This is a genomic window from Mesoflavibacter sp. CH_XMU1404-2, assembly GCF_037029465.1.
GTDB lineage: Bacteria > Bacteroidota > Bacteroidia > Flavobacteriales > Flavobacteriaceae > Mesoflavibacter.
The window spans coordinates 330,938-356,261 of the sequence record NZ_JAYMEM010000026.1 but is presented as its reverse complement, the minus strand read 5'-3'; the positions used below and the strand labels follow the sequence as shown (position 1 = coordinate 356,261).

Here is a 25,324-nt window from a genome sequence, read left to right as displayed (position 1 = left end):
TATGAAACAATATTAAAACAAACTTTTGAAAAAAACAAGCGAACGTTCGCTGATTTTTAATATTCGCTAAAAAAATATATTCGCAAAATTGATTATATTTGCTATTATGGAAGAAGATTATATAAAATTAATTTTTGGCTTAAAGCTAAAGCAGATAAGGACTGACAAAGATTTATCACTATTTGGATTATCAAAACTTTCAGGCTTATCAAAATCGTATTTAAATGAAATTGAAAAAGGAAAAAAATATCCTAAACCTGATAAAATTGCTATTCTTTCAGAAAAATTAGATGTTCCGTATGATCAATTTGTATCCTTAAAACTAGATAAAAACTTAGCGCCAATTGGTGACATTTTAAAGTCTAAAATTTTAAAGGAAATTCCGTTAGAACTGTTTGGTATTAAAGAAAGTGATTTGATTGATATTGTAGCAAATGCACCAGATAAAGTCAACGCTTTTATTAGTACAATTATAGAAATAGCCCAACATTACAGCTTTAGTAAAGAAAGTTTTTATTTAGCTTCTGTACGATCTTTTCAAGAAGCAAATAACAATTATTTTGAAGCTTTAGAACAAGAAGTAGTAAAATTTGCCAATGCTTATCATTTAGATTTAAGCACTAATATTTCATCTAAAGAATTAGAAGAAATTTTAGTTGAAGAATATGGTTACACTATTAACAATAAAGATTTAGAAAAGTATCAAGAATTAGATAATCTACGCTCTATTTTTATCCCAAAAACCAAAACCTTATTACTAGCAAAGCATATAGATGAAGCGCAACGCACGTTTATTTATGCTAAAGAAATTGCCTATAATTTTCTTAATTATGAAGAACGTCTTTACACGTTTTCTTGGATAAAATTTGACAATTTTGACCAAGTTTTAAATAATTTTTATGCCTCCTATTTTGCTGGTGCATTAATATTGCCACAACAAACAATTACCGAAAAGCTAGAAACTATCTTTAAGAAGAAGACTTTTGACAGAAAGCAATTTGTAAGTATTGCCGAATCTTTTAATGCGTCACCAGAATCTTTTTATCAACGATTAACCAATATTTTACCTAAGGATTTTAATATTCAAAATTTATTCTTTTTAAGGTTTGTGCATAAACAAGAAAGCAAACATTTTTATCTAACAAAAGAGCTTCATTTATCACACCAACATTCGCCACACGCTAACGAGACCAATGAACATTATTGCAGACGTTGGGTTTCTTTAAAAGTTTTAAAAGATATTATACAATCCGATAGTCAACATGTTTTTGATATACAAATCTCTAACTATCCAGATAGCAACCAATCCTATTTGGTGTTTTCTTCTGCAACAAAAGATCCTTTTAAAACAAACCAATACCGAAGTGTTACTGTTGGATTATTAATTAATCAACAATTAAAAAGAAAAATTGCCTTTTTAGATGATAAAAAGATTAAGCATTTTGATGTTGGTGTTACCTGCGAACGTTGTGCCATTAAAGACTGTAACGAAAGAATGGTACCTGCAAAAATCTTAGAAAAAGAACAGAAAAACCTAAAAATTGAAACCGTTGTAAACGATATTTTTAAACAATTTAGTTAGTTTTCTAAAGCTTTTAAAGAGTCTAGTTCGCGTTGTAAACGTTCAACTTCGCTTTGTTTTCTAGCATTTTTAATAGAATCTATTTGTGCTTTAAGTTCTTCTACCGTCAAGTCTTTGTTAGTAGAATTAGTTATTGTAGAATCTATTTCAATTACTTTATCTTCCAAATCGTTTAAAGTATCTAGCATTGTGTTGTCTTCTTGAAAATAATTGCCAATACCTTCGCTAGCACGCCAAGCTTCATTTAATTGATTGTAGACCGTTTTTTCCCATTGACTTGGATGTTTTGCATCAATCCAAACCACATCACGATATTCGCTATCAATTAAGGCTAAATCTGGTGTTGCAGAACCATCAAACTGTGCGTTATCCTTTTTTATTGAAGAAATAGTACCTAAAAAGAACATACGTTTTTTGCCTGCAATTTCTTTTATATACGGTCTAAATTCTACTGGTTTATTTACTGACCAATCGTATTCTTTTCTAGATTCTATAACTTTTAAGGGCATTGCAGAAACACCTGCATAGCCTTGCTTTTTACTTGCATGATCGTAGTAAAATAGTTTTTCTGTTCCATCTGCAGGCACAAAAACACTGTAGGTTAAACTGGTACGCTCATCTCCTACTGGTTCTAAACCAAACCAATGATATAAACCACTATACGCATCTTTATTAGCTTCTGAAAAATCAAAATCGGTTACAAATGGTTGTTGATTTTGATCATCTGGTAAGACAGGAATTTTCACAGCAGTTTCCATATTCCACGGTAATGGATCACTAAATCCGCCAAGAAACTTTAAAGATTCTGCCTGAAGACGTGATACTTTTTCTGCCAAGGTATTTTGACGTGTTAAAAATGGGTAGTTTTTCATTTCGTCTGGAGCTATAAATGTTCCTTTACCAATAGCCATTCGTTCTAAATAATCATTAAAATCATGCTCTCCATTTTCAATAATCATAACGCCACCAAACGTTGGATACGGAAAGAAAAAACCTTTCCATTTAATTAAACTAACGACTTCAACCCAATCTCCTTTGTCATTTTTCATATAATAGGTATCGCTTGGCTCATAATTGAACAACATCCAAGGATTAAAGCGTTGTACCACTGCATTGTATGTGTTGCGACTAAATTTTAAAGATTCGCCTATTGAAAAGGTGACTGGAATTCGGTTTTCATTAGAAAAACGAGGAAATGGTGTTGTACTTGGTACTGCAAATACTTCTTCTGTATTATCGCTCATACCTTGCCACACGTACTTTTCGGTTGGCTGAATTGCCATAGTCCATTTATTTTCGCCATCTACTCTGACTAAATGTGGCAAGGAAACATCTTTAGTCTCGCCTACACTTTCATTAGCCATAGAAAAAATGTTGCGTAATGGTTGTATGCGTTCGTTTTGTGTTAGCGGTAATTCATTAATTTCAACTCTATTTAAATTATTGAACACGTTATAGGTTTTCATATAATCATAAAGTTGTAAATGCCAACCTAACACGTAAAGCAAGCCAAAAAAGGCTACTAAAAGTCCTAAAATACCAAGTCGTGTTCCTGTTGAAGCTGATTTTCGGAATTTTCTAAGTCCAAAAAATAAAACAACAGCACTTAGTAATATGATAAAAATATACTTTCTAAAAAATAGCAATGCTGGTTGATAATCGTCTCTTAAAAAGAATAAAAGACCTATTATAACCAAGGTTAATACAACGACGATTGCTTTTTGTTTTCCGCCTTTATTCCAATAATTTTTTATCATATTTTTAAATTCTGTTAAAGAAAAACATTAAGCTCTAACTACATTAAACCTTTGTCTTTTAAACGTTCTCGAGCGCTTTTTTCTTCTTTTTTAGGTTCTTCTTTTATTTCTTTTTTAGCTTCTTCAACAACTTTTGCATCTTTGGTTTTTAAATCTTCAATAAACTCTTTTCCTTTGTTTATGCTTTCGTTTAAAACGTCTTCAAAAGATTCGCTTTTTTCACCAATTACATCGCTAGATTTGAGTATAAAATTAGCTAAATATGTACCAATTAAAGTACCAACAATTGCAGACACAAACCACTGCACTAAAGATGCTGAAATCGGTAAAATAAATTGAACAACTATAATTGCTACTAAAAACAATACAGTAATATAAACCAACCTCAGCAGAAAATTTTGCTGAAATATGAAGCCTTTTTTACTGTCTGATTTCATCTGTAAGTCTTTAGAATACATTAGTTTATTAAAAAATCGATAGACCTTATTACTTTTGGATTCTCTCCAATACAATAAAATTCCGAATAAAATTGAGGCTACAAATATGATGAGTTCTAGTGTCATGTTTTTAAGATTTAATTTTTGTAGATTCCGCATCAAGTGCGGAATGACAAGTTTATACTAAATTAGTCTTTAATTTTTTAAATATTGTTACTAATTGTCTCTATCACCCAATCTTTGAACGATTCATCCCAAGTGGCGTATTGTTTATAAAATTCTTCTTTATCGTACCAAAACAAGAATAAAATATCTTTTGGTGAAATATTGATTAGCAATTTCCATATCAAATCTTGTTGGGTAATATGTAATGATGAATGTGGCGTATGCAAAGCATTAAAAATACCTTTATCTACTAAATCATGAATTTTGTACTGATTACTTACTTCAAGCTTTTCAAGATACAGTTCTACACCCATAATTTTTTTTCTATTATCAATATCTAACTTATTCAAATAACTCTTAAACAATACATTATCATCTAAAATTTGCTGAATTGGATGTTGCGTATCCTTTAAAGACATTGCAAATTCCATTTTTTTGATACGCTGGTATCTATCAGTATCTAAAGCAGCTTCTAAATCATATTCTACAATAATATGATCACGAAGTTTCTCCATTAACTCTGGTTGATTAATATGATAAATCAACACATCATGTATTGTATCTTTTATCGCTTCTTTATACCATTTTAAATCCTCAAAAACCACTATTGGCGATATAAAATCTCTAAGTAAGTAAACACCTCCAAAAGCTTTGGTGTAAAACGAATCTGTTTCATATTGAAGACTGTGTAAACTTAAATCTCGGTTACGTAAATCGCCATATTTTTTAGCCGATTCTAATAATTGCTGATGAATACTTTCATCTATAAAATTATTACCTTTTTTAAAAGTTTCAATAAGTTGCTCTTGTTCTTTTTGGACTTTATTTAAATTATCTATTAGATGAAAGTTGATACTTACTTTATCATATTTTAAAACATCTAATGGCTCATAAAACGCATCTATATTTTGGTCAAAGTCTAAGCAAATAGCACTATCGCGAGTAATATCATTTATTTTATCACCGTGTATTCTAAATACTTGCTGCATCATTTCTTTATCAAACGTATGAAACGGAGAATACACAGGTTTTCCTTTTTGTAAAGGCGAAATGATGATGGCATGCGGATTAGCTTCTCCATTATTTAAATACATTGTCGAGCCTTTTTCTTCGGCTATTTCAGGACTATAACCAACGCCATCAATAGAGAATTTAGTTAGTTTAGTTGGAGAAAAACCAAGCTTAACTAAGCATTTATTATAACGCTCTACTAGCTTTCCGCTAACGGGAATTAATTCACTTCTATATAAATTGGCTTGTTTTAGTTTTTGCATTTTTATTATTAGTTGAAAAGTTGAAAGTTGAAAAGTTTTAATGTTGAATAACTTTTAAATTAACCCATATTCATTTTTACTTCTAAACTTTTTTACTTTATAAACTTTTAAAACTTAATTAAGATTTATCAAACTGTTTTCTTGCTTCCATTTCAATATTTAATTGATTAACTCTACCTTCTACTTGACGTTTAAAATCGGTATCTGCAATGGTTGCTACGTTATCTAAATAACGTACGACTTCTTGTCGTCTAATTTCTGAAAAGTCTAAACCTTTCATATTAGCTTTCATTAATTCTTGAAGCATTGCAAACTTAGTATCATAATCTTTTTTGAAATAAATCTCTGGATTTTCAAACCAGCTTTCTTCTAAGTCAAAATCGGTTAAACGTAATGAAATTGCGCTTTGTATATTCCTAACATCTCTAGAGGAGAAAAACGGAAATATCTTCTGAATTTCTTTATACAACGTTGCATAAAACAAATGATCTGTTGTTTTATGTTGCTTTTCGGCAATATCATAAGCTTCTAAAACACGTTGTTCTGTTGGTTTGTTAGACATGTTTAAAATTTCACCCATATTTTTAGCCAAACCTTGATCTTGTAAATAGTTATAATTTGCAGGGTTTTGCATGTTTACAAAGTCTGGCATTGTCTTTTCAAATTTACGCCACCATAAGTGATCTTGATCTAAAAAGTCGTATTCTGTACGTGCTCCATCAATTTTAAAACGTCCTTGTACACGAGAGATTACCGCTTTATCCAGCATTTCTGGTAAGTTGGTAAACAAACCTATAGAACTGTTACCATAATTAACTGCATACGCACCTTCAGTATAACGTAAAAAGACACCAATAACTTCTTTTACACCAGCCGAAACACCTTGTGCTGTTCGCTCTTGCAAGTTATTTTCCGCATCATCAATTGGTGCAAAAATTAATTTTGTAGGATCTTGTAAAGGTTTCATCCAATCTACCATTTTCTCAGCAGATCCACCTTGAAATGTACTAATTAACGTATCTGGCATTGGATGAAATAAAAACGGAATGTCTAAATTATCACAATGTTCTTTTAGACGTGTTGCTATTGCTGCAATAAGCATACTTTTTCCTGTACCAGGAATACCGTAACCCATAAACACAGGCATAAATCCACCTAATTCTTGAAATGGATTTTTCTGCGCTTGAAAATCGTAACTTAACATTCTTTCCGTTAAACGACGCGCAAAGTGTTTAGCATCTCTGTTACCAACAATTTGCTCAAATTGAATTTTATTAAAGTCGACACTTTTAGCTGTGCCTTGAAACGTGTTTTCCCATCCAGAAATTGCAAAATCACTATTTTCTAGTTTGTATGTTCTATCTACAATGGTTTGGGTGTATTCTAAACTGCTTCGTCTTAAATTAATTTCGTCAATTACTACTTCAAAAAATACCGCAGTAAAATCGGCTACATCTTTATCAGATTTGATTATATCTGGATGCGCTAAATATTTGTCATAGTAAAATAATGTACACGAAATTCCTTTTAATGGTGATAGTAAAGACACTTCCGGTATACCTGCAAACTTCTGTTTCATCACACTTAAATCGTCTGACGCATAAGGTTTTATTTGATGCAGAATATAATATGATGTTGCAAATAGCATAAACGCTGTTGCGGTTTGCATTTTGCTTTCGTATTCGCGTTTTCCACTACTATCTAATGCCGATTTACGCTCGTTTAAACTTGATAAACCAGATGCATCGTAATAGCTATCTTTTATCCACGTTCCTAAAGTAATTCCTTCTTGAACGGCATATAACGTCTGGTTAAGATGAATTGGAATCGCAATACTATCTGGCAACAAACGCTTTTTTAGCGCTAAAATGGTTTTTGAAACTGATGTTACAGAAACTGAAGAACCGTTATTGGCACGAGACAGATACAATAAAATAGACTCGTCTTTAGCATCTTTATCTCTGTTTTTTGCACGTGCACCTTGCTCCCAACTTACACTTTTTAAGTAAGATGATGCTTCGTCGCGTAATACATCTAGTTCTGATTTTTTTATAGGAAATGTGGAATTGTGTTCCATTATCTTTTATTTAAGTATGCAGTTTACAGTAAGCAGTTTGCAGTCTTGCGCTACTACTTTATCAAACTGCATGAGTTTATTTTTTTATCTAAATTTATTAGGATTATTCATCATGTAATTAATCAATTTTCCTATTTCTTCACTTTTACTTTGTAAATCTATTCTCTTTTCTTCAGAAATATAATCACATGCTAAAGCAAAATCTAGCCACAATTGAGTTTCTGAATTTTCACTATCTGCATCAGACATTTTACTTTTAAAATGCTTTTCATACTGCCTCTTTCTATAACCTTCAGCTATATTTGAGCAGACAGAACGACTAGAACGAACAATTTGAGATGTTAAACTAAACATTTCTGATTTTGGAAAAGACTTTGTTAAATGAAATATTTCCATTGCTAAGTCAAATCCCTTTTGATATGCCAATAAAGTTTTAAAACTCATGAATTTAAAGTTATTTATTACTGAGTACTGCAAACTGCAGACTGTCTACTTAAACTCTATCAATTTTTAAATCTGAAATTTGAAATGGCGGTTTAGCCAGTTTATTCATTATTTCAGGGTTTTTGTTGTATAATAGCTGTATGATTCTATGAGGCGCAAAGACGTATTTTTGTTTGATAACTGGACTCCAATTTTGTAACACTTGCTTATTAAAAAATCCGCCTTCTTGAAATGTGCTTCCAGACATAACCTCATGTACTTTAAAAGACAATGCGTAAGCTTCTAAAGGCACTTCTTTTTTTGCTATTGCTTCTAAAATAGTATGTGTTAATTCGTTTTCGTCTTTTGCAAACACATTATGAAATGCACCAACATCTAACCGCTTAATATGTTTTGGTAATACACGTTTTAAACGTCTATCTATACCATAAGCCATAGTATCTAAATCCATTTGGCGATCTGCTACTTTGTTTAAAACCTCGTAGATATCTTCTTTGTCTTTTAAAGGATCTTTACCATCGTAATCAAAATACATGTAACAAATAAATGGTCTATTTAAAGACACGTCATAAAAACTCCAACTGGTCATATATTCTGCTTGACTACCTTCTGGTGCTTTTATGATTTTACCTTGAACAAAGCGGTTGAAAATATATTTTTGTTCTACAGAGGTATAATAAACTATTGACGCTGCTTGAAATAATTTATCACGTCTGACTGGTTCTTTTACCCTTAATAATTGGTCTAAAAACTCTTCCTGTAATTGTGATACATCTTTTAATTTATTAATGTAATTATGACGTAATGATAAATCATTATATAGGTATCTAAACTCTAAATAATTAGGAAACCCAGAATCCGTTACATCAACTTTCATGTTATCTTCCTCGTCGTACATGTATTTAATACGCATAGCCTCGATAGAATACAACAACAAATCTGCATATTGCTTAAAAAACACAATCTCTTGCTGTGTACACAAGTTGTTTTGCTGTACAGCAACAATTAATTCTTTAAGAGCAAAATCTACTTTTTTATGATAAAACACGTATTGTGCTTTACTATCTAAAATAGCCGAATCTAATGGTGTTGTAATATGGTTTATTGACATGTTTTTGCTGTTAGCTTTATGCTTTAGCTTTTATTTTTTTAAATATTGAATAAGTGCCTTTAATATTAATCCGCCAAAGACTAATACATTAACACTACCAATGATTAATCCAATGTCTGAACTTGTTGTTTTTATAATAAAAATACCAACAATGACTATGACTATTGATAATCCGTTGTCTTTTATAAATTGAATGAAGTTATCCATTTTACACTGTAAATATTGACTAACTTTTGCGCTTTACTTTTACTTGGCTAAGTGATGCGTTAAGGATTGAAGCGACATCCTTTTTTGCTACTTTCACTTCGACTACGCTTAGTGACCATTCGCAAAAAAGATATAGCGGAAAGCCTGACCTACTTTTGCCATTAAAAGCAAAAGTAGGTAACGCCCATCTTCTCGATACAATTTCTCGTTCCTCAAAATCACTCGAAGTGACAATTTTAACCTAATAAATCGTCTTCGGTGTCTTGTTTTGGAGCACCATTACCAACACCACCAGAATTATCTTCAGAAGGTTTGTTAGCATCTGCTTTATAGTAGTCTTCAAAAATTTCTTTCATATCGATACCGTAACGCTCGGCAAAATTCTTTTGAATATCTACGTCTTTGGCGCGGATTTCTTGCAACGCTTCTGCATAACTACTGTAAACACCTTGCATTACTTTTTCGTGAACTGGTATATTGTCCATCATCTCTTGACGTGCTCTTGCACTTGCAGTGTGCATTGCTGCTAATGTCTCACCAATGTGCTCGTCTGTTTTTACACCTAAATGCTCTAAAATAGAAGCAAACTCCTGATCTGTACGCGCTTTAAGTGCTACAACGTAACCATCGTAATACTTTAAACGCTCGTCTGTATCTGACTTTAATTTTGCACGATGCGTCTGTAAATTACTGCGTAAAGACGTTAAAACTTTAATCGTTAAATTATGCTTGTGAACAAAGCTATCTTTTGATGCAGCTAAAGTTGTGTAAGCGTTTTTAAGACCTTCTAACTCTTCTACTTTTTGCTCTAGTTTGGTGACTTTAGCTAACGCTTCTGAGTATTCTGTAGATTGTTTATCTGCTACTTCTTCTAAAGCTTGACGCGCTTGTTTTAGTAATGCGTATTGCTCTTCTAATTTAGCTTCGGTTTCGGCTTTTTTCTCTAACGCTTTAGTATGGTTTTTAGACGCTTCTACTATCGCATCTTGCAGCTTATCTTCTACTTCTTTTATTTCTACCTCACGGTTTTTTAATCGTGTAATTGCAGCTTGAGATTTGTAAGACAACTCGCTTAATAAGGTTTGCACATCTGCACTTTCTATACGCTCTTGGAACATTGCTTTTGCTTTGTTATCTGCAGCTGCACGTGTTTTTTCGGCTTCTTTTAAAGTATCTTCAGCTTTTTTGATTTTGCTTTTTCTTCCCCAAAGGTTATTCCACCACGTATCAGGTTTGTTTTGTGCGTCTTCAAGTTCGATTTTAGCACGTTCTAATGCTTTTTGTGCATCGTCGATTACTTTTTGCTCGTCTTCATTTAAAGACGAAAAACGCTCGAAAAGTATACCAACTTCATCTTGATAATCGGTTAAGTCTTTAATTGCATCTAAAAGCGTTGTACGGTCTTTTTCTGCCATATGTACAACATCATCTAAGGTCGCGTTAAGAATTTTTTGACGACTTTCAGGATCGTCTTCTTGTGCTAGTTTAGACTTCATGGTGTCAATTGCTTTTCCCCAATTAACGTCTACTTTTTCGTTTTTTTCTTGAGAGTTGGTTTCTAATAAGTCAAAATCATCAGACATATATACTTAGTTTTAAGGTTGGACAAATTTTATGTAAGCAATTTCGATAAAAAATATTAGTTGAAGAAATATTTAATGCTCATATTATCAGTATTAATTGTTATAAAAATGTTACAAATTATTTTTTCTGTTGAATGATACTTATCTTTAAAAGAAAACCATAAAAAATGAAAAAACTACTATTTATTGCTCTTTCAACGTCTATTTTATTGACCAGTTGTAAAGACAATTCTAAAAAAGAAACGACCTCTGAAATGGCTAACACAGAAGTTATTGAACAACCAGAAACAAAATCGAGTTTAGATTTTACGCCAATCACACATGCAACCATGGTAATGAATTACGGTGACGAAACTATTTATGTAGATCCTACTGGCGGCAAAGCAGCATTTGCTGATTTTAAACAACCAACAATTGTTTTAATTACAGATATACATGGTGACCATTTAAGTATTGAGACCTTAAAAAAATTAAACCTTAAAGGCGCTTTAATTGTTGCACCACAAGCTGTGGTAGATAAGTTCCCTGAGGACTTTAAACCAATGTTTAAAGTGATGAATAACGGACAAACAGCAGTTGTTAAAGACATTAATATTGAGGCTATACCAATGTATAATTTACGTGAAGAAGCTTTAAAATTTCATGAAAAAGGAAGAGGAAATGGTTATGTGTTAACCTTTGGAGATGAACGTGTTTACATCTCTGGAGATACAGAAGATATCCCAGAAATGAGAAATCTTAAAAACATTGATAAAGCTTTTGTTTGCATGAATTTACCTTATACTATGCCTATTGAAAGTGCAGCAAGCGCTGTCTTAGACTTTAAACCTAAAACTGTTTATCCTTACCATTTTAGAGGTACTGAAGGTTTAAGTGATGTAGAAAAATTTAAAGCTATTGTAAACGAAGGTAATCCTGATATTAATGTTGAGCTATTAGAATGGTATCCAAATATATAGTGTATTTATTTGGTAGTTTTAAATAAAGCTTAAAATGATTGTATCTCTTCTACTTTTAATCCAAGAAACTACTGATGTAATATGGTTAGAAAAGCTAACAAGCATATTGTCTTATTCTTTATTAATCGTATTTTGTTTACTAATAATCAGTGTTTACAAAATTTTTCAATTGAAGAAAGAAATTAAAACATTAAAAGAATAAAATTTAATTCATAAAAAAAGCCTTCCAAATCGGAAGGCTTTTTTAATAACTATCTTACAAGCTTTTTATACTTGATTCGTTTTGGCATTAAATCTCCACCAAGACGTTTTTTCTTATTTTCCTCATAATCACTAAATCCACCTTCAAAGAAGTAAACTTGACTATCGCCTTCAAAAGCTAAGATATGCGTACAAATACGATCTAAAAACCATCTGTCGTGAGATATAACAACTGCACAACCAGCAAAATTTTCTAAACCTTCTTCTAACGCTCTAAGTGTGTTTACATCAAGGTCGTTTGTTGGCTCATCCAATAGTAATACGTTACCTTCTTCTTTTAACGTCATCGCTAAATGAAGTCTGTTACGTTCTCCACCAGAAAGTAAGTTCACCTTTTTGTTTTGCTCGCTACCAGAAAAATTAAATCGGCTTAAGTAAGCACGAGAGTTTACTTCTCTTCCTCCCATCATTACCAATTCCTGCTCGTCACTAAAGTTTTGCCAAATGGTTTTTTCTGGATCAATATTAGAATGACTTTGGTCTACGTAAGCAATTTTTGCAGTTTCACCTACTTTAAACTCACCTTTATCAGGTGTTTCTTCACCCATTATCATTCTGAAAATTGTAGTTTTACCAGCTCCGTTAGGACCAATAACACCTACAATACCTGCTTGTGGTAAATTAAAGTTTAAGTCTTCATAAAGTAACTTATCTCCGTAAGCTTTACTTACACCAATCGCTTCAATTACGTTTGTTCCTAAACGTGGACCATTTGGAATGTAAATTTCAAGTTTTTCGTCTAATTGTTTTTGATCTTGACTCATTAACTTGTCATAATTCTTCAAACGCGCTTTTTGCTTTGTTTGTCTTCCTTTAGCACCTTGTCTAACCCATTCTAACTCTCGTTCTAATGTTTTTTGACGCTTAGAAGCTGCTTTACCTTCTTGAGCCATTCGTTTAGATTTTTGATCTAACCAAGACGAATAATTTCCTTTCCACGGAATACCTTCACCTCTATCTAATTCTAAAATCCAACCAGCAATGTTATCTAAGAAATAACGGTCGTGTGTTACTGCAATTACAGTTCCTTTATATTGTGCTAAGTGATGCTCTAACCAATGTACAGATTCTGCATCCAAGTGGTTAGTTGGCTCATCTAATAGTAATACATCTGGCTCTTTTAATAATAATCTACAAAGTGCCACACGACGTCTTTCTCCACCAGATAAAACACCTATTTTTTTATCACCTTCAGGAGTACGTAGTGCATCCATCGCGATTTCTAATTTGGTGTCTAATTCCCAAGCATTAGAAGCATCTATTTGATCTTGTAGTTCGGCTTGACGGTTCATTAGCTTTTCCATTTTATCTGGATCGCTATAGACTTCTTCTAAACCAAACATATCGTTTATTTTGTTGTATTCATCAAGAATTGCAACAGTTTCTGCAGCACCTTCTTTAACAACTTCTAGTACTGTTTTTTCTTCGTCTAATTGTGGTTCTTGTTCTAAATAACCTACTGAATATCCAGGTGAAAACACAACATCACCTTGATAGTTTTTATCTACACCTGCGATGATTTTTAATAAAGTAGATTTACCCGAACCGTTAAGTCCAAGAATACCTATTTTTGCTCCGTAAAAGAAGCTTAAATATATGTTTTTAAGTACTGGTGTATTAGCGCTTTGAAACGTTTTGGTAACACCAGACATTGAGAAAATTACTTTTTTATCGTCTGACATATTTTATATGTTATTTTTTATTATTTATTACAATTATACGCGACCTTTAAGCGCATTAAATACCCATGCTATTGCAAAAAAGCCAATCCCAACAGAAGCAAATCCCCAACCAGCAACATCATCATATCTAAAAGCTCCAAGTGCTATTAAAGCTAATCCGACTACTATCATTATTGTTGTTGCCCATGCTAAGACTGTATTTTTATTCATTGCCATTTTTAGTTGTTTTAAAGTTTAGGAAAAACAAATATCGTGTATTTTGTAAAAAAAGTAGAGAAATTAAAGGCTTTTTTATACTAATAACATTTAGTTTCATATGTAATAGATACAAATGTATATATTATGAATTAAACGAATTGAATTCCTATTTTTTCTTTATATAGCAAGTTTTTAGCGGTTATTTTAAAGAGTTTTTAATTAACATATTATTACAAAAATTAAGACTTCTAAAGTTAATTGTACAAATTACATTTGTAACTTATTTTATCCTTAAACTAACCCTTTTTATGAATAAAGCATTATTATCGTTAGCAATTGGCGGATTTGGAATTGGACTTACCGAATTTGTAATTATGGGAATTCTTCCTGATGTTGCTACTGCTTTTGATATTACTATTCCTGTAGCTGGTCATTTTATTTCGGCGTACGCATTAGGCGTTGTTGTTGGCGCTCCTACATTAACAGGTTTTGGAAGCAAGTTTCCTTCAAATAAAGTGCTTTTAGGTTTGATGATTTGGTTTACCGTATTTAATACGCTATCTGCTTTTGCAACAGGCTATAATTCATTCATTATATTACGTTTTTTATCTGGTTTACCTCATGGTGCATTCTTTGGTATTGGTGCTGTTGTTGCTGGTAAATTATCTAAACCTGGTAAAGAAGCACAAGGCATAGCTATAATGTTTAGCGGACTAACATTTGCCAATCTATTAGGCGTACCACTAGGTACTTATTTAGGTAAAAATTTCTCTTGGAATGTGTCTTTCTTGCTTGTTGGTTTGGTTGGTGTTATGGCTGTTTTAGGTGTTAAATTTTGGATGCCACTTTTAAAAAATTCTTCTGATAAAAGCTTTTTAGAAGAATTTAAAATCTTTAAACGTGCCGAACTTTGGTTAATCGTTCTTTTAACAACTATTGGAACTGGCGGATTCTTTGCTTGGTATAGTTACATTGCTCCGTTAATTACTGAAGTTGCTCATCACACAGAAGATATTGTTACATATGCAATGATATTGGCAGGTTTAGGTATGGTTATAGGTAATTTTGTTGGTGCAAAATTAGCTGAAAAATTCTCATCCCTTTATGCTGTTACTATTGTCTTAATTTTAATGGTTATTTGTTTAATTATCAATACGTATGCGGCTCATCATAAAGTTATGGTTTTAGTTATGACTTTTGTAATCGGTGTCGTTTCTTTTTCAATTTCAACACCTATACAATTACTAATCATAAAAGCCTCAAAAGGATCTGAAACTCTAGGCTCTTCTCTAAATCAAAGTGCATTTAACATTGGTAATGCATCAGGTGCTTATTTTGCTGGATTACCAATTGCAATGGGTTACGGATACACCTCTGCAGATTGGGTTGGAACTGCTATGGCTGGTACAGGAATTCTTCTTGCAGGAATCATTATTTTAATAAGAAAACATCAATAAAAAAAGCACTCTTTTAGAGTGCTTTTTTGTAGATTATAATGTAAAAATGTGTTAGCTCATCGGTACTTCTATGAACAGAAGCTGAGTGTCTTCCTTAGTCTTTAAGGAAAAATCTTTAGTTTCATAAACACCTATTGCATCTCTGGTTTCTAATTCATTATTTTCTACTGAAAAACTTCCAGAAATAGTCATAATATAAACACCATGATTTTCACTTATCAGATTATAGGTAAAAGATTCATCTTTTAATAAATCAATTCTTGATAATTTAGCATTTTGATGAATTTTTAAACTTTCGTCATCATTATCAATAGAAGATACTAAAGTTTGTAATTTACCTTGCCTGTCTTCTGCTTTATAATGTTTTTGGTCGTAACGTGGAGTTACATTTTTCTTATCAGGAAAAATCCAAATCTGAAATAAATTTAAATACTCATCTGTTTTTGCATTCATTTCTGAATGTTGTACGCCACTTCCTGCGCTCATTACTTGTACTTCTCCTGCTTCAACCATTTCCCATTTATTTCCCATAGAATCTTTATGTTTTAAAGTTCCTTTTAATGGAATGGTAATAATTTCCATATTATCGTGCGGATGTGTACTAAATCCCATACTTGGTGCAATAATATCGTCATTTAAGACGCGTAAAGCACCAAATTGTATTTTTTCTGGGTTAAAAAAGTTAGCAAAACTAAAACTGTGGTTTGCTTGTAACCAACCGTGATTTGCAAAACCACGGTCTCCTGCTCTGTGTATTATTGTTTTCATTTTTCTTTTCTTTTTAGCAATATTTTCCCAATCGTTAATGTCTCATTTTATCTAAAAGACTACTTAGTTGTTCTGCTTCGTCTTCGCTTAAATTTTCAATTAAATTTAATTGCGGACTTTGCGGATCAATCTTCTTTAAAAGTTCTAGTCCTTGCTGTGTTATACCTATTAAAACCACGCGTCTATCACCTTCAAAAGCAATTCGTTCTATTAGCTTTTTATCACATAACTTATCGGTTAATCGTGTTAAATTTGGTGCGCGTTCTACCATGCGCTCTTTAATAGTTTGCACTTTTATTGGTTCTTTTGCACCTCTTAAAATTCTTAGAATATTATATTGTTGAGGCGATAAACCAAATTGTTTAAAAAACTCGTTTTGATGACTCGAAATCCAATTTGCAGTATACAATATGTTAAGCATCGCTTTAACCCTATTGTCTACAAAAGAAGAATTTATGGCTTCTGAAAAACTAGGCATAATATTATTTATTTAAAACTGAAGTAAATTTTTCAACAGCTTTTATTAATTCGTCGTTTAGTGCCTCATCAATAATTTTATCATCTTTAAAATTATCATAGAAAGATGGTAAATTAAATGTTGAAACAATTTCTGCTGAATGTCTAGGAAATCTATCTTTACCCATTGTAAAAGAAGAAATTCCTGCTCTTGCTCCTGGCGAAGTACTCATTAAGAGCATTGATTTATTAAAGAAAAAATTCAATTCAATTCTTGATAACCAATCCATTAAACTTTTAAAAACTGCTGTGTAAGCATTGTTATGTTCTGCTAATGATATGATAAAACCATCTGCAGATTTCAACTTTTCTAAAAACAATTTAGCATTTTCTGGAAAACCAGATTCGTTTTCAATGTTTACACTATATGTTGGTAAAGGATAATGATCAAGATCTAAAATTTCTACCTCAAAACCTTCAGTAAGCGTTGTTGCATAAGTCACTAACTGCTTATTTATAGAGGTTTTACTGTCGCTTCCTGCAAAAGCTATTATTTTTTTCATTGTAATTATTTATCTATTGAATGGTACAAATTTACAAAATATCAATTTATATTCCAAGGAATATATTTACATTGGTAAGTTTTTATGAATTAATTAACGTATTGCATTTTTTGTATTAAAAAGCATTTAGTTTTTGTAAATTCGTGGAAAAATGACATTCTATGGATTTAAACTTCAACAAAAACGAAGATCATAATAAATTATTAGTCTCTGAACTAAAGAAAAGACTTGCTAAAGTTAAACTTGGTGGAGGAGAAAAACGTATTGCAAAACACCATGAAAAAGGAAAAATGACCGCAAGAGAGCGTATAGATTACCTTTTAGATTCTAAAAGTAAATCTATAGAAATTGGTGCTTTTGCAGGAGAAGACATGTATCAAGAACATGGTGGTTGTCCTTCTGGTGGCGTTATTGTAAAAATAGGATATATAAAAGGTAAACAATGTATTGTAGTTGCTAATGATGCTACTGTAAAAGCTGGTGCATGGTTCCCTGTTACAGGAAAGAAAAACTTACGCGCACAAGAAATTGCAATTGAAAACCGATTGCCAATTATCTACCTTGTAGATTCTGCTGGTGTTTATTTACCTATGCAAGACGAAATTTTCCCTGATAAAGAACACTTTGGACGCATTTTTAGAAACAACGCGGTAATGAGTAGTATGGGAATTACCCAAATTGCTGCTGTAATGGGAAGTTGTGTTGCTGGTGGTGCATATTTACCTATTATGAGTGATGAAGCTTTAATAGTAGACAAAACTGGTAGTATCTTTTTAGCTGGTAGCTATTTAGTAAAAGCTGCAATTGGCGAAAGTATAGATAACGAAACTCTTGGTGGTGCAACTACACATTGCGAAATTAGTGGCGTTACCGATTACAAAGCTGCAGATGATAAAGATGCTTTAGATAAAATTAAGCGAATTGTAGATAAAATTGGTGACTATGATAAAGCTGGTTATAACCGTGTTGATGCTAAGAAACCAAAAGAAAACCCAGAAGATATTTACGGTATTTTACCAAAAAGTCGCGCCGATCAATATGATATGAAAGAAATTATCAAACGTTTAGTTGATAATTCTGAATTTGATGAATATAAAGAAGGTTACGGACAAACCATTATAACTGCTTACGCACGTATTGACGGTTGGGCTGTAGGTATTGTAGCCAACCAACGTACTTTAGTAAAAACTAAAGGCTCTAAAACCAAACCAACCGAAATGCAATTTGGTGGTGTGATTTATAATGATAGCGCAGATAAAGCGACTAGATTTATAGCAAATTGTAACCAGAAAAAAATACCGTTAGTTTTTTTACAAGACGTTACTGGATTTATGGTTGGTAGCAAAAGTGAACATGGTGGAATCATAAAAGATGGTGCCAAAATGGTTAATGCGGTTAGTAATAGCGTGGTGCCAAAATTTACAATTGTTGTTGGTAATAGTTATGGTGCAGGTAACTACGCTATGTGCGGAAAAGCTTATGATCCTACTTTAATTGCTGCTTGGCCAAGTGCAGAATTAGCAGTTATGAGTGGTAATAGTGCTGCAAAAGTTTTATTACAAATTGAGACTGCTTCTTTAAAGAAAAAAGGTGAAGAGATTACTAAAGAAAAAGAAGAAGAATTATACAACAAGATCAAAGCTAGATATGACAATCAAGTGTCACCTTATTACGCTGCTGCGCGAATTTGGACAGATGCAGTTATAGATCCTTTAGATACAAGAACATGGATTAGTATGGGTATTGAAGCAGCTAACCACTCGCCTATTGAAAAACCTTTTAATATGGGTGTTTTACAAGTGTAATTAATGAAAAAACGTCCCATATTATCCACTTTAGGAGTATTATTTTTAATCTTTTGCTTGTATCAAGTTTACGTGTTTTACTTTGCTACAAACGATAATATTCAGTCCATATATTTGGTACCGAAAGATGCTGTTTATGTAATAGAAACTGATCAACCTGTAGATAATTGGGCTGCAATAAGTAAAAGTGATATTTGGCAACATCTAAATACTAACGACTATTTTAACACGCTTGCTAAAAACCTAAACAAACTCGATTCTATTTTTAAAGAAAGAGAATCTGTTTTTAATCAAATTGGTAATAGAGATTTATTAGTTTCAGCACATGTTTATGCGCCAAAAAAATATGGCTTTTTATATGTTGTAGACTTGCAAAAAATATCAAGATTAAATGTATTAAAGTCGCATTTAAATACTGTTGTAAATGACAATTACAAAGTAAGCAAACGCAAGTATCACGAACATGAAATCACAGAAATTTACGATAAAAAAAAACGTGAAACGCTTTACATCAGTTTTGTAAAAAATCAAATGATTGCGTCCTATGTGCACACGTTGGTAGAAGCATCAATTGATCAATATTTAGAGCCAGAAATTGGTCGAAATCTTAATTTTTTAGAGGTTAAAAAAGAAGTCGACGGTAATGATATGTTTCGTCTATATTTTCAATACGATTATTTAGATGAGTTTGTCAAAGTATTCTCCAATAAACCAAATACACTAACCACATCAATTAGTAAAAGTTTAGCGTTTAGTGGCTTTAGTTTCGATTTAAATAAAAATATCATTACTGCAAACGGAATTACAAATGTTAATCCAAAAGCAGGAATCTACCTTAAAGCCTTACAAAAATCAGGTAAAGGCGGACGTAGTATTACTGAAATAGCACCAAAACAAACCGCGTTATATCTTAGCTTTGGTTTCAGTCGTTTTTCTGAATTTTATCAGAATTTTGAGACGCTTCAAAAAGAAAATCCAGAGCAATTTAAAACCTATACCAAAGGTATCGAGCAAGTCGAAAGTTTCCTTAAAATAAACATTAAAAGACACTTTATAAATTGGGTTGATGACGAAGTGGCTTTGCTTCAATTACATTCGTCAGTATCAGAATCTAAACAAGATGTTGCTTTAGTTTTAAAGGCTAAGCATGTAGATGATGCTAAAGAAAATTTAGGCTTTGTCTTAGAGCAAATTAGAAAACGAAGTCCTCTAAAATTTAAAGAAATAAACTACAAAGGTTATGCTATTAATTACATGCAAATTAAAGGTTTTTTTAAGCTATTTTTAGGTGGGTTATTTGAAGATATTGAAAAACCTTACTTTACAATTATTGATGATTATGTAGTATTCAGCAATCATCCAAATACGCTTAAAAGTATTATAAACACTTACATTGATAAAGAAACACTAGATAATTTTGAAGCTTTTAAAGACTTTGAAGATCAGTTTGAAAATAGATCTAGTGTTTTTACTTACATCAACACGCCAAGTTTATATAATTCGGCTTACCAATTTGTAGATAATGACACAAAAAAGCAACTAAAAGCGAATAAGGATTACTTTATTTGTTTTCCTCAAATTGGATTACAATTAACACCTGAAAATAAGTTTTTTAGTAGTAAAATTATCATGCAATATGAATCTGTAGAATCTGTGAAAAACAATTTCATTTTTGAAGAAGAAAAGCAATACACTTCATCTTATTCCATAGAAATTACAGAAGAAAATTTAGATAAAAACACAGTGTTTAACGTTGCCGAATTATATCCAACAGACTTAACCGCAAGAAGTTTTACCAAAAACTACGCTAACGGAAAGCCTCATATTGTAGTAGAACTAAAAGACGGTTTAAAACACGGTAAATACCAAGAATTTTATCCAAACGGGATTTTAAAAATTAGCGGTAAATACCGAAAAGACAAACAAGTTGGACTTTGGAGAGCTTACAATCTAAACGATGATTTGGTCTACAAAGATAGGTTGTAAACGGCTATAATTTAAAATGCGTTCTTAAGTACTCGTAAGCGTCTTCAATCGTATCAAAAATATGTGTTTCAGATATTAAATCTGGTACAATATCTATAGAAATAAGTTTATCTTTTGGTTGTTCCTGTACAGCGGTTAAAAGTACTTGTATACCGCGTTTTTCTAAATCTAAAACTGCATTTTCTAAAGCATATAAACCAGATTGATCAATGTATGGCACACGATCTAATCTTATAATTAATGCTTTAACTTGCTTTGGTATATTTGCTATTTCATCTTGAAAATGAGAGGTAAACCCAAAAAATAACGGTCCGTAAAGATGTTTAATATATACTTTGTCTTTATGCGCTTCGTAAAACTCTTTTTCGTCTTGCCAAGGTTTTTCACCATCAAAACCAGCCAAAGTACCAACTTCCATACCTTTTTCTCCAATATCACTAGCGCGTTTCATAAATAATAAAGACGCTAGTAACAACCCAATACCTACTGCTTGTATTAAACTTCCAAACGTGGTAATTAGTAAAACAATTATTAAAACTACAGCATCTGCTCTTGGCACAACTAGTAAATGTTTTAAGCCTTTAACATCTATAATTTTAAAGGCAATAGGGATTAATAATCCTGCTAAAACCGATAACGGAATAAACGCTGCTAACTTACCCAAACCTAGTAAAACTGCTAATAAAAATAATCCGTGTGTTGCACCAGATAATCTTGTACGCCCGCCAGAATTAATATTAATCACCGTCCCTTTGGTTGCGCCAGCACCAGGAATACCTCCAAAAATTGCAGCAATTGCATTTCCTATTCCTTGACCGATTAATTCGCGATTACTATTGTGTTTGGTCTTTGTCATATTATCTGCAATAACCGAAGTTAATAACGAATCTATCGAGCCTAGAACAGCCAAAACCAAAGCATATTCTAAAACAATAGCATAGGCACTAGCATCTATTGAAAATAATCCTGAAACTTGTAAATTTGGTAATCCAGAAGGAATTTCACCAATAATTGGCACATCCCATTTTAATAAAAATGCTAATACGGATGAAAAAATTAAAGCTACCAAAGCACTAGGAATCGCTTTTGTGATATAAGGAAATATGAAATATACAATTATCGTTATGCCTCCTAACACTAAGGCTTGCCAGTTAAAATCTGAAAACAACCTTGGCAAATCTTGCATAACTAACCACGTAGATTTAGCCGAACTTAACCCTACAAATGGAAACAACTGAAGAATAATTATAATTAATCCTACGCCACTCATAAACCCAGAAACTACTGGATAAGGAAAGTATTTTACATATCCTGCAATATTTAAAAACCCAAAAATAATCTGAAAAACACCACCTAATAAAAACGTAACAATAATTATTGGCATTGCAGCTTCCAAACTACCAGTAATCTCAATTGAAGCGGCAACTAATGCAGCAGAAACAACCGTCATTGGACCTGTTGGTCCGCTTGCTTGTGTAGCGGTACCTCCAAAAATAGCTGCAAAAATACCAACTGCGATTGCGCCATAAAGACCTGCAATTGCACCTAAACCAGATTGCACACCAAATGCTAATGCTAAAGGTAAAGCAACAACACCAGCAACTAATCCGCCAGTTAAATCTCCTTTTAAATTTTTAAAATCGTAAAATTTAGAACTCATAGGTTGTATTTTTAGTTAGACCATAAAAATAAATGAATAATAATTAAAAATACAACCGAGTTCTAAATTGGTAAGAAAAATACTAGTTAATAGTAAATTGAGTTAAAAGTTTTGTGATTTTGTTAATCTTATAAATTCGGCTCTATATCCATTTTTATCTTCTCCTCTTCCCTTTTCTGCTAGTTCTACAACTAAATCTTGAGATGCATTATTATAAAACTGAGATTGTCTTAATTGCATACCAAACAAAGCAACTGCACTAGCAAAATTCATGTCTTCTGAGGCTTCTGTTACTTCATCTTTTTGAATATGAACCATTTCTATACTCGTATCTTCATCTGGTTTTTTATATCTAAATTTAACTGTAAACAACTCATGAGAATAGTTGTCATTCACTTTTTTATCTGTGTATTTTAAATCAATTTCATCTTTAATATAATAACTTTTTACACCAACTGGAATCACTTCATAAAGAGCTGTTACTGTATGTCCAGCACCTAATTCGCCTGCATCTTTAGTATCGTCAATAAAGTCTTCGTCTGCTAATAATCTATTTTCGTAACCAATTAAACGGTATGCTTGTACTTTATTGGGATTAAATTCTACTTGTAATTTTACATCTTTTGCAATGGTAAATAACGTTCCGCCAAATTCGCTTTCAAAAATACGTCTAGCTTCTTGCATCGTATCTATGTAAGCATGATTACCATTTCCTTTATCTGCTAAAGTTTCTAGTTTAGAATCCTTATAATTTCCATATCCAAAGCCTAAAACCGAAAGAAATACACCAGATTTTCGTTTTTCAGTAATTAAATCTTCCATATCTTGATCTGAGGATGCACCGACATTAAAATCACCGTCGGTTGCTAAAATCACTCTGTTATTTCCTTTTTTATTGAAATTTTCTTGTGCCAATTTATAAGCTAATTTTATGCCTGCGCCACCAGCAGTAGATCCGCCAGAATGCAAATTATCTAATGCTTCGATGATTTTATCTTTATGTTTACCAGATGTTGGTTTTAATACTACTCCAGCTGCACCAGCATAAACCACGATAGATACTTTATCTTTTTCTCTAAGCTGATTTACTAATAATTTAAATGCTTGTTTAAGTAATCCTAGCTTATTTGGACTTCCCATAGATCCTGATACATCAATTAAAAATGTAAGATTTGCTGCAGGTAAGTTTTCGTTTTCATAAATTTTACCTTGTAATCCAATTTTAACCAATTTTGTATCTTGATTCCATGGTGTTTTTACTACTTCTGTATTGATTGAAAATGGATGCTCATCCTTTGGTTGCGGATAATTATAATTGAAATAATTAACCATTTCTTCAATCTTTACAGCATCTGCCGGAACAAATTGACCTGTATTAATTAAGCGTCTTACATTACTATAACCTGCTTTATCTACATCTATTGAAAATGTTGATAATGGTGAATTACTTACGGTTTTAAACTTGTTTTCATGAATTTTTGTGTATGATTCGTTTAAATGTTTTTGTTGAAGTAATAGAGACTTTTGGTCTGTTTTATAGCCTAGTTTTTCCTTTTCTGCAGTTTTATCAGTTGTTATTATTACAACACCATTTGAAGCCTTATCACCATATAAAGATTTTGCTGTAGAAGTTTTTAAAATATTTATTGAACTAATATTTAAGGCATCTAAAGAAATTAAATCTTTCATTATTTTACCATCAACTATATATAATGGAGAGGTTGAATTAGAAATAGAACCAACACCTCTTACTCCAACAAAAGTTTTGTTTTTTAAATTACCATTAGAAGAAATCAATCTTTTTTCATAAGATTTACTTTTAATTTTAGCAACTGAAGAAGTATAACTTTCCCTAGACTTATTACTAAAAGCAGTCACTACAACTTCATCTAAAGTGTTATCAAGTTCCATACTCACATTTATCTTATTAGAAGCTCCAACAGTAACTTCTTTACTATCATATCCTACATAAGCAAAAACTAATATATCACCTTCTTGTGCTGTAATTGAGTAATTTCCGTCAAAATCGGTTTGAGTACCGTTTGTTGTTCCTTTTACTAAAACGGTTGCAGATGGTAAGGGCAATCCGTTCTCATCAGAGACAACACCGCTTATTGTTTTTTCTTGTGCTTGTATTTGTACGATTGTAAATAGTACAAATAATGATTTTAAAAATAGTTTCATGATTATATAGTTTATTTTTTGATAACTTCGATTAATTCTGGTAGTAATGAAATAGCTGTTAAAAGCACAATACTATTGTCCTTAGTTTTTGCACCGTTTGCTTTTAAGGCTTCAACAATTTCTTCTGTTTCACTCGTTTCTGCTTTAGCATCTGGATTTCTTACCATAACTAAAATATTTTGAGCTTCTGTGTTGAAATTTGTATTTGCATGCGAATAAGCTTCTTCTATTCCATCTTCATAATCTTCTATTATATTCTTTTTTACGTCACTTAATGCGTGAAGTATTTTTTTAAGTGATTTTGGTGATTGATTATCTAATAATAATCCGTTTTGACCTGAATAAACTACTGTTGAAAGCTTATCTTTAGTACTTAATCTATCTGATAAAAACTTAAAAGCTTGCTTCAAGATAATTTCATCTTCGTCAGAAAAATTTGAAGTTGTCGTTTCTAATAAAAAAGTGACCTGATAATTTAAGTGGTTTTCATCTTCTTCGTCTTCCTCGTCTTCGTCGGTATTCTCTTGTTGTAAAGGAAAATTATCTGCTACAAATGAAATTAAATTATCTAGCTTTACTGATTTAGTTGTTAGCGTTGTTTCTTGTGCATTAATTACTGTAATAAACAGAAATAATGTTAATGATACAAATGTTTTCATAATCCTTGGTTTTAAAGTTTACAGCTAAACTATAACCAAACCAAAGTTT

The 25,324-nt window shown here is 31.8% G+C and carries 21 protein-coding genes; 5 read left to right on the top strand and 16 right to left on the bottom strand.

The window, feature by feature from the left end; translation table 11 throughout:
- Nucleotides 1–106 precede the first annotated feature (106 nt).
- On the top strand, nucleotides 107–1,582 hold the full coding sequence (locus tag WA327_RS10070) for a helix-turn-helix domain-containing protein (RefSeq protein ID WP_336069323.1): 1,476 nt from the start codon (nucleotides 107–109) through the stop codon (nucleotides 1,580–1,582).
- Here the strand turns inward: WA327_RS10070 and WA327_RS10065 are convergent.
- The 8 genes from WA327_RS10065 to WA327_RS10030 form a co-directional block, all read right to left on the bottom strand.
- Nucleotides 1,579–3,339 carry a hypothetical protein gene (locus tag WA327_RS10065; protein WP_336069321.1) on the bottom strand — a complete coding sequence of 587 codons (1,761 nt, stop codon included), beginning with the start codon at nucleotides 3,337–3,339 and terminating at the stop codon, nucleotides 1,579–1,581. The genes WA327_RS10070 and WA327_RS10065 overlap by 4 nt on opposite strands.
- Nucleotides 3,340–3,377: 38 nt before the next feature.
- Complete coding sequence (locus WA327_RS10060) at nucleotides 3,378–3,902, bottom strand: hypothetical protein (RefSeq protein ID WP_336069319.1); 525 nt, start codon at nucleotides 3,900–3,902, stop codon at nucleotides 3,378–3,380.
- Nucleotides 3,903–3,979: 77 nt separating this feature from the next.
- Nucleotides 3,980–5,215: a DUF6638 family protein gene (locus WA327_RS10055; protein ID WP_336069317.1), complete on the bottom strand. Its 1,236-nt coding sequence runs from the start codon at nucleotides 5,213–5,215 to the stop codon at nucleotides 3,980–3,982.
- A gap of 118 nt (nucleotides 5,216–5,333) precedes the next feature.
- Nucleotides 5,334–7,292, bottom strand: a complete 1,959-nt coding sequence (locus tag WA327_RS10050) for an AAA family ATPase (protein ID WP_336069314.1) — start codon at nucleotides 7,290–7,292, stop codon at nucleotides 5,334–5,336.
- An 84-nt stretch (nucleotides 7,293–7,376) separates the two neighbouring features.
- Nucleotides 7,377–7,736, bottom strand: coding sequence for a four helix bundle protein (locus tag WA327_RS10045; RefSeq protein ID WP_336069310.1), 360 nt, complete (start codon nucleotides 7,734–7,736; stop codon nucleotides 7,377–7,379).
- A 49-nt stretch (nucleotides 7,737–7,785) separates the two neighbouring features.
- Nucleotides 7,786–8,847 carry a hypothetical protein gene (locus WA327_RS10040; protein ID WP_336069308.1) on the bottom strand — a complete coding sequence of 354 codons (1,062 nt, stop codon included), beginning with the start codon at nucleotides 8,845–8,847 and terminating at the stop codon, nucleotides 7,786–7,788.
- A gap of 30 nt (nucleotides 8,848–8,877) precedes the next feature.
- Nucleotides 8,878–9,054: a hypothetical protein gene (locus tag WA327_RS10035; protein WP_336069305.1), complete on the bottom strand. Its 177-nt coding sequence runs from the start codon at nucleotides 9,052–9,054 to the stop codon at nucleotides 8,878–8,880.
- A gap of 236 nt (nucleotides 9,055–9,290) precedes the next feature.
- Nucleotides 9,291–10,637: a microtubule-binding protein gene (locus tag WA327_RS10030; RefSeq protein WP_336069303.1), complete on the bottom strand. Its 1,347-nt coding sequence runs from the start codon at nucleotides 10,635–10,637 to the stop codon at nucleotides 9,291–9,293.
- Nucleotides 10,638–10,804: 167 nt separating this feature from the next.
- Between WA327_RS10030 and WA327_RS10025 the strand changes: the two genes are divergently transcribed.
- Entirely contained in the window at nucleotides 10,805–11,596 is a 792-nt protein-coding gene (locus WA327_RS10025) for an MBL fold metallo-hydrolase (RefSeq protein ID WP_336069302.1), read from the top strand.
- 251 nt (nucleotides 11,597–11,847) lie between these two features.
- Here the strand turns inward: WA327_RS10025 and ettA are convergent, their stop codons facing one another.
- Both ettA and WA327_RS10015 read right to left on the bottom strand, forming a co-directional pair.
- Entirely contained in the window at nucleotides 11,848–13,539 is a 1,692-nt protein-coding gene (gene ettA, locus WA327_RS10020; protein ID WP_336069300.1) for an energy-dependent translational throttle protein EttA, read from the bottom strand.
- A gap of 33 nt (nucleotides 13,540–13,572) precedes the next feature.
- The gene (locus WA327_RS10015; RefSeq protein ID WP_336069297.1) at nucleotides 13,573–13,755 is read right to left on the bottom strand and encodes a CAL67264 family membrane protein; all 183 of its coding nucleotides are present in this window, start codon (nucleotides 13,753–13,755) and stop codon (nucleotides 13,573–13,575) included.
- Nucleotides 13,756–14,045: 290 nt separating this feature from the next.
- Here WA327_RS10015 and WA327_RS10010 point away from each other — a divergent pair, with 290 nt between their 5' ends.
- A complete protein-coding gene (locus tag WA327_RS10010; protein WP_336069294.1) occupies nucleotides 14,046–15,194 on the top strand; it encodes an MFS transporter in 1,149 nt (382 codons plus the stop codon).
- 51 nt (nucleotides 15,195–15,245) lie between these two features.
- Here WA327_RS10010 and WA327_RS10005 read toward each other — a convergent pair whose 3' ends face one another.
- The 3 genes from WA327_RS10005 to WA327_RS09995 are packed head-to-tail and all read right to left on the bottom strand — an operon-like array spanning nucleotide 15,246 to nucleotide 16,981.
- Nucleotides 15,246–15,962, bottom strand: coding sequence for a pirin family protein (locus WA327_RS10005; RefSeq protein WP_336069291.1), 717 nt, complete (start codon nucleotides 15,960–15,962; stop codon nucleotides 15,246–15,248).
- A gap of 34 nt (nucleotides 15,963–15,996) precedes the next feature.
- A complete protein-coding gene (locus tag WA327_RS10000; RefSeq protein ID WP_336069288.1) occupies nucleotides 15,997–16,440 on the bottom strand; it encodes a MarR family transcriptional regulator in 444 nt (147 codons plus the stop codon).
- A 4-nt stretch (nucleotides 16,441–16,444) separates the two neighbouring features.
- Nucleotides 16,445–16,981 carry an NAD(P)H-dependent oxidoreductase gene (locus WA327_RS09995; RefSeq protein WP_336069285.1) on the bottom strand — a complete coding sequence of 179 codons (537 nt, stop codon included), beginning with the start codon at nucleotides 16,979–16,981 and terminating at the stop codon, nucleotides 16,445–16,447.
- 161 nt (nucleotides 16,982–17,142) lie between these two features.
- Between WA327_RS09995 and WA327_RS09990 the strand changes: the two genes are divergently transcribed.
- Both WA327_RS09990 and WA327_RS09985 read left to right on the top strand, forming a co-directional pair.
- Nucleotides 17,143–18,786 carry an acyl-CoA carboxylase subunit beta gene (locus WA327_RS09990; protein ID WP_336069283.1) on the top strand — a complete coding sequence of 548 codons (1,644 nt, stop codon included), beginning with the start codon at nucleotides 17,143–17,145 and terminating at the stop codon, nucleotides 18,784–18,786.
- A gap of 3 nt (nucleotides 18,787–18,789) precedes the next feature.
- Nucleotides 18,790–20,772 (top strand): DUF3352 domain-containing protein, encoded by a 1,983-nt coding sequence (locus tag WA327_RS09985; protein WP_336069281.1) that lies wholly within the window; start codon nucleotides 18,790–18,792, stop codon nucleotides 20,770–20,772.
- Nucleotides 20,773–20,776: 4 nt separating this feature from the next.
- On the opposite strand, the gene WA327_RS09980 is transcribed toward WA327_RS09985, so the two are convergent.
- From WA327_RS09980 to WA327_RS09970, 3 genes are all read right to left on the bottom strand, one after another.
- Nucleotides 20,777–22,432, bottom strand: a complete 1,656-nt coding sequence (locus WA327_RS09980; RefSeq protein WP_336069279.1) for a SulP family inorganic anion transporter — start codon at nucleotides 22,430–22,432, stop codon at nucleotides 20,777–20,779.
- 102 nt (nucleotides 22,433–22,534) lie between these two features.
- Nucleotides 22,535–24,616: a von Willebrand factor type A domain-containing protein gene (locus WA327_RS09975; protein WP_336069278.1), complete on the bottom strand. Its 2,082-nt coding sequence runs from the start codon at nucleotides 24,614–24,616 to the stop codon at nucleotides 22,535–22,537.
- 11 nt (nucleotides 24,617–24,627) lie between these two features.
- The gene (locus tag WA327_RS09970; RefSeq protein WP_336069275.1) at nucleotides 24,628–25,275 is read right to left on the bottom strand and encodes a hypothetical protein; all 648 of its coding nucleotides are present in this window, start codon (nucleotides 25,273–25,275) and stop codon (nucleotides 24,628–24,630) included.
- Between the last annotated feature and the right edge of the window lie 49 nt (nucleotides 25,276–25,324).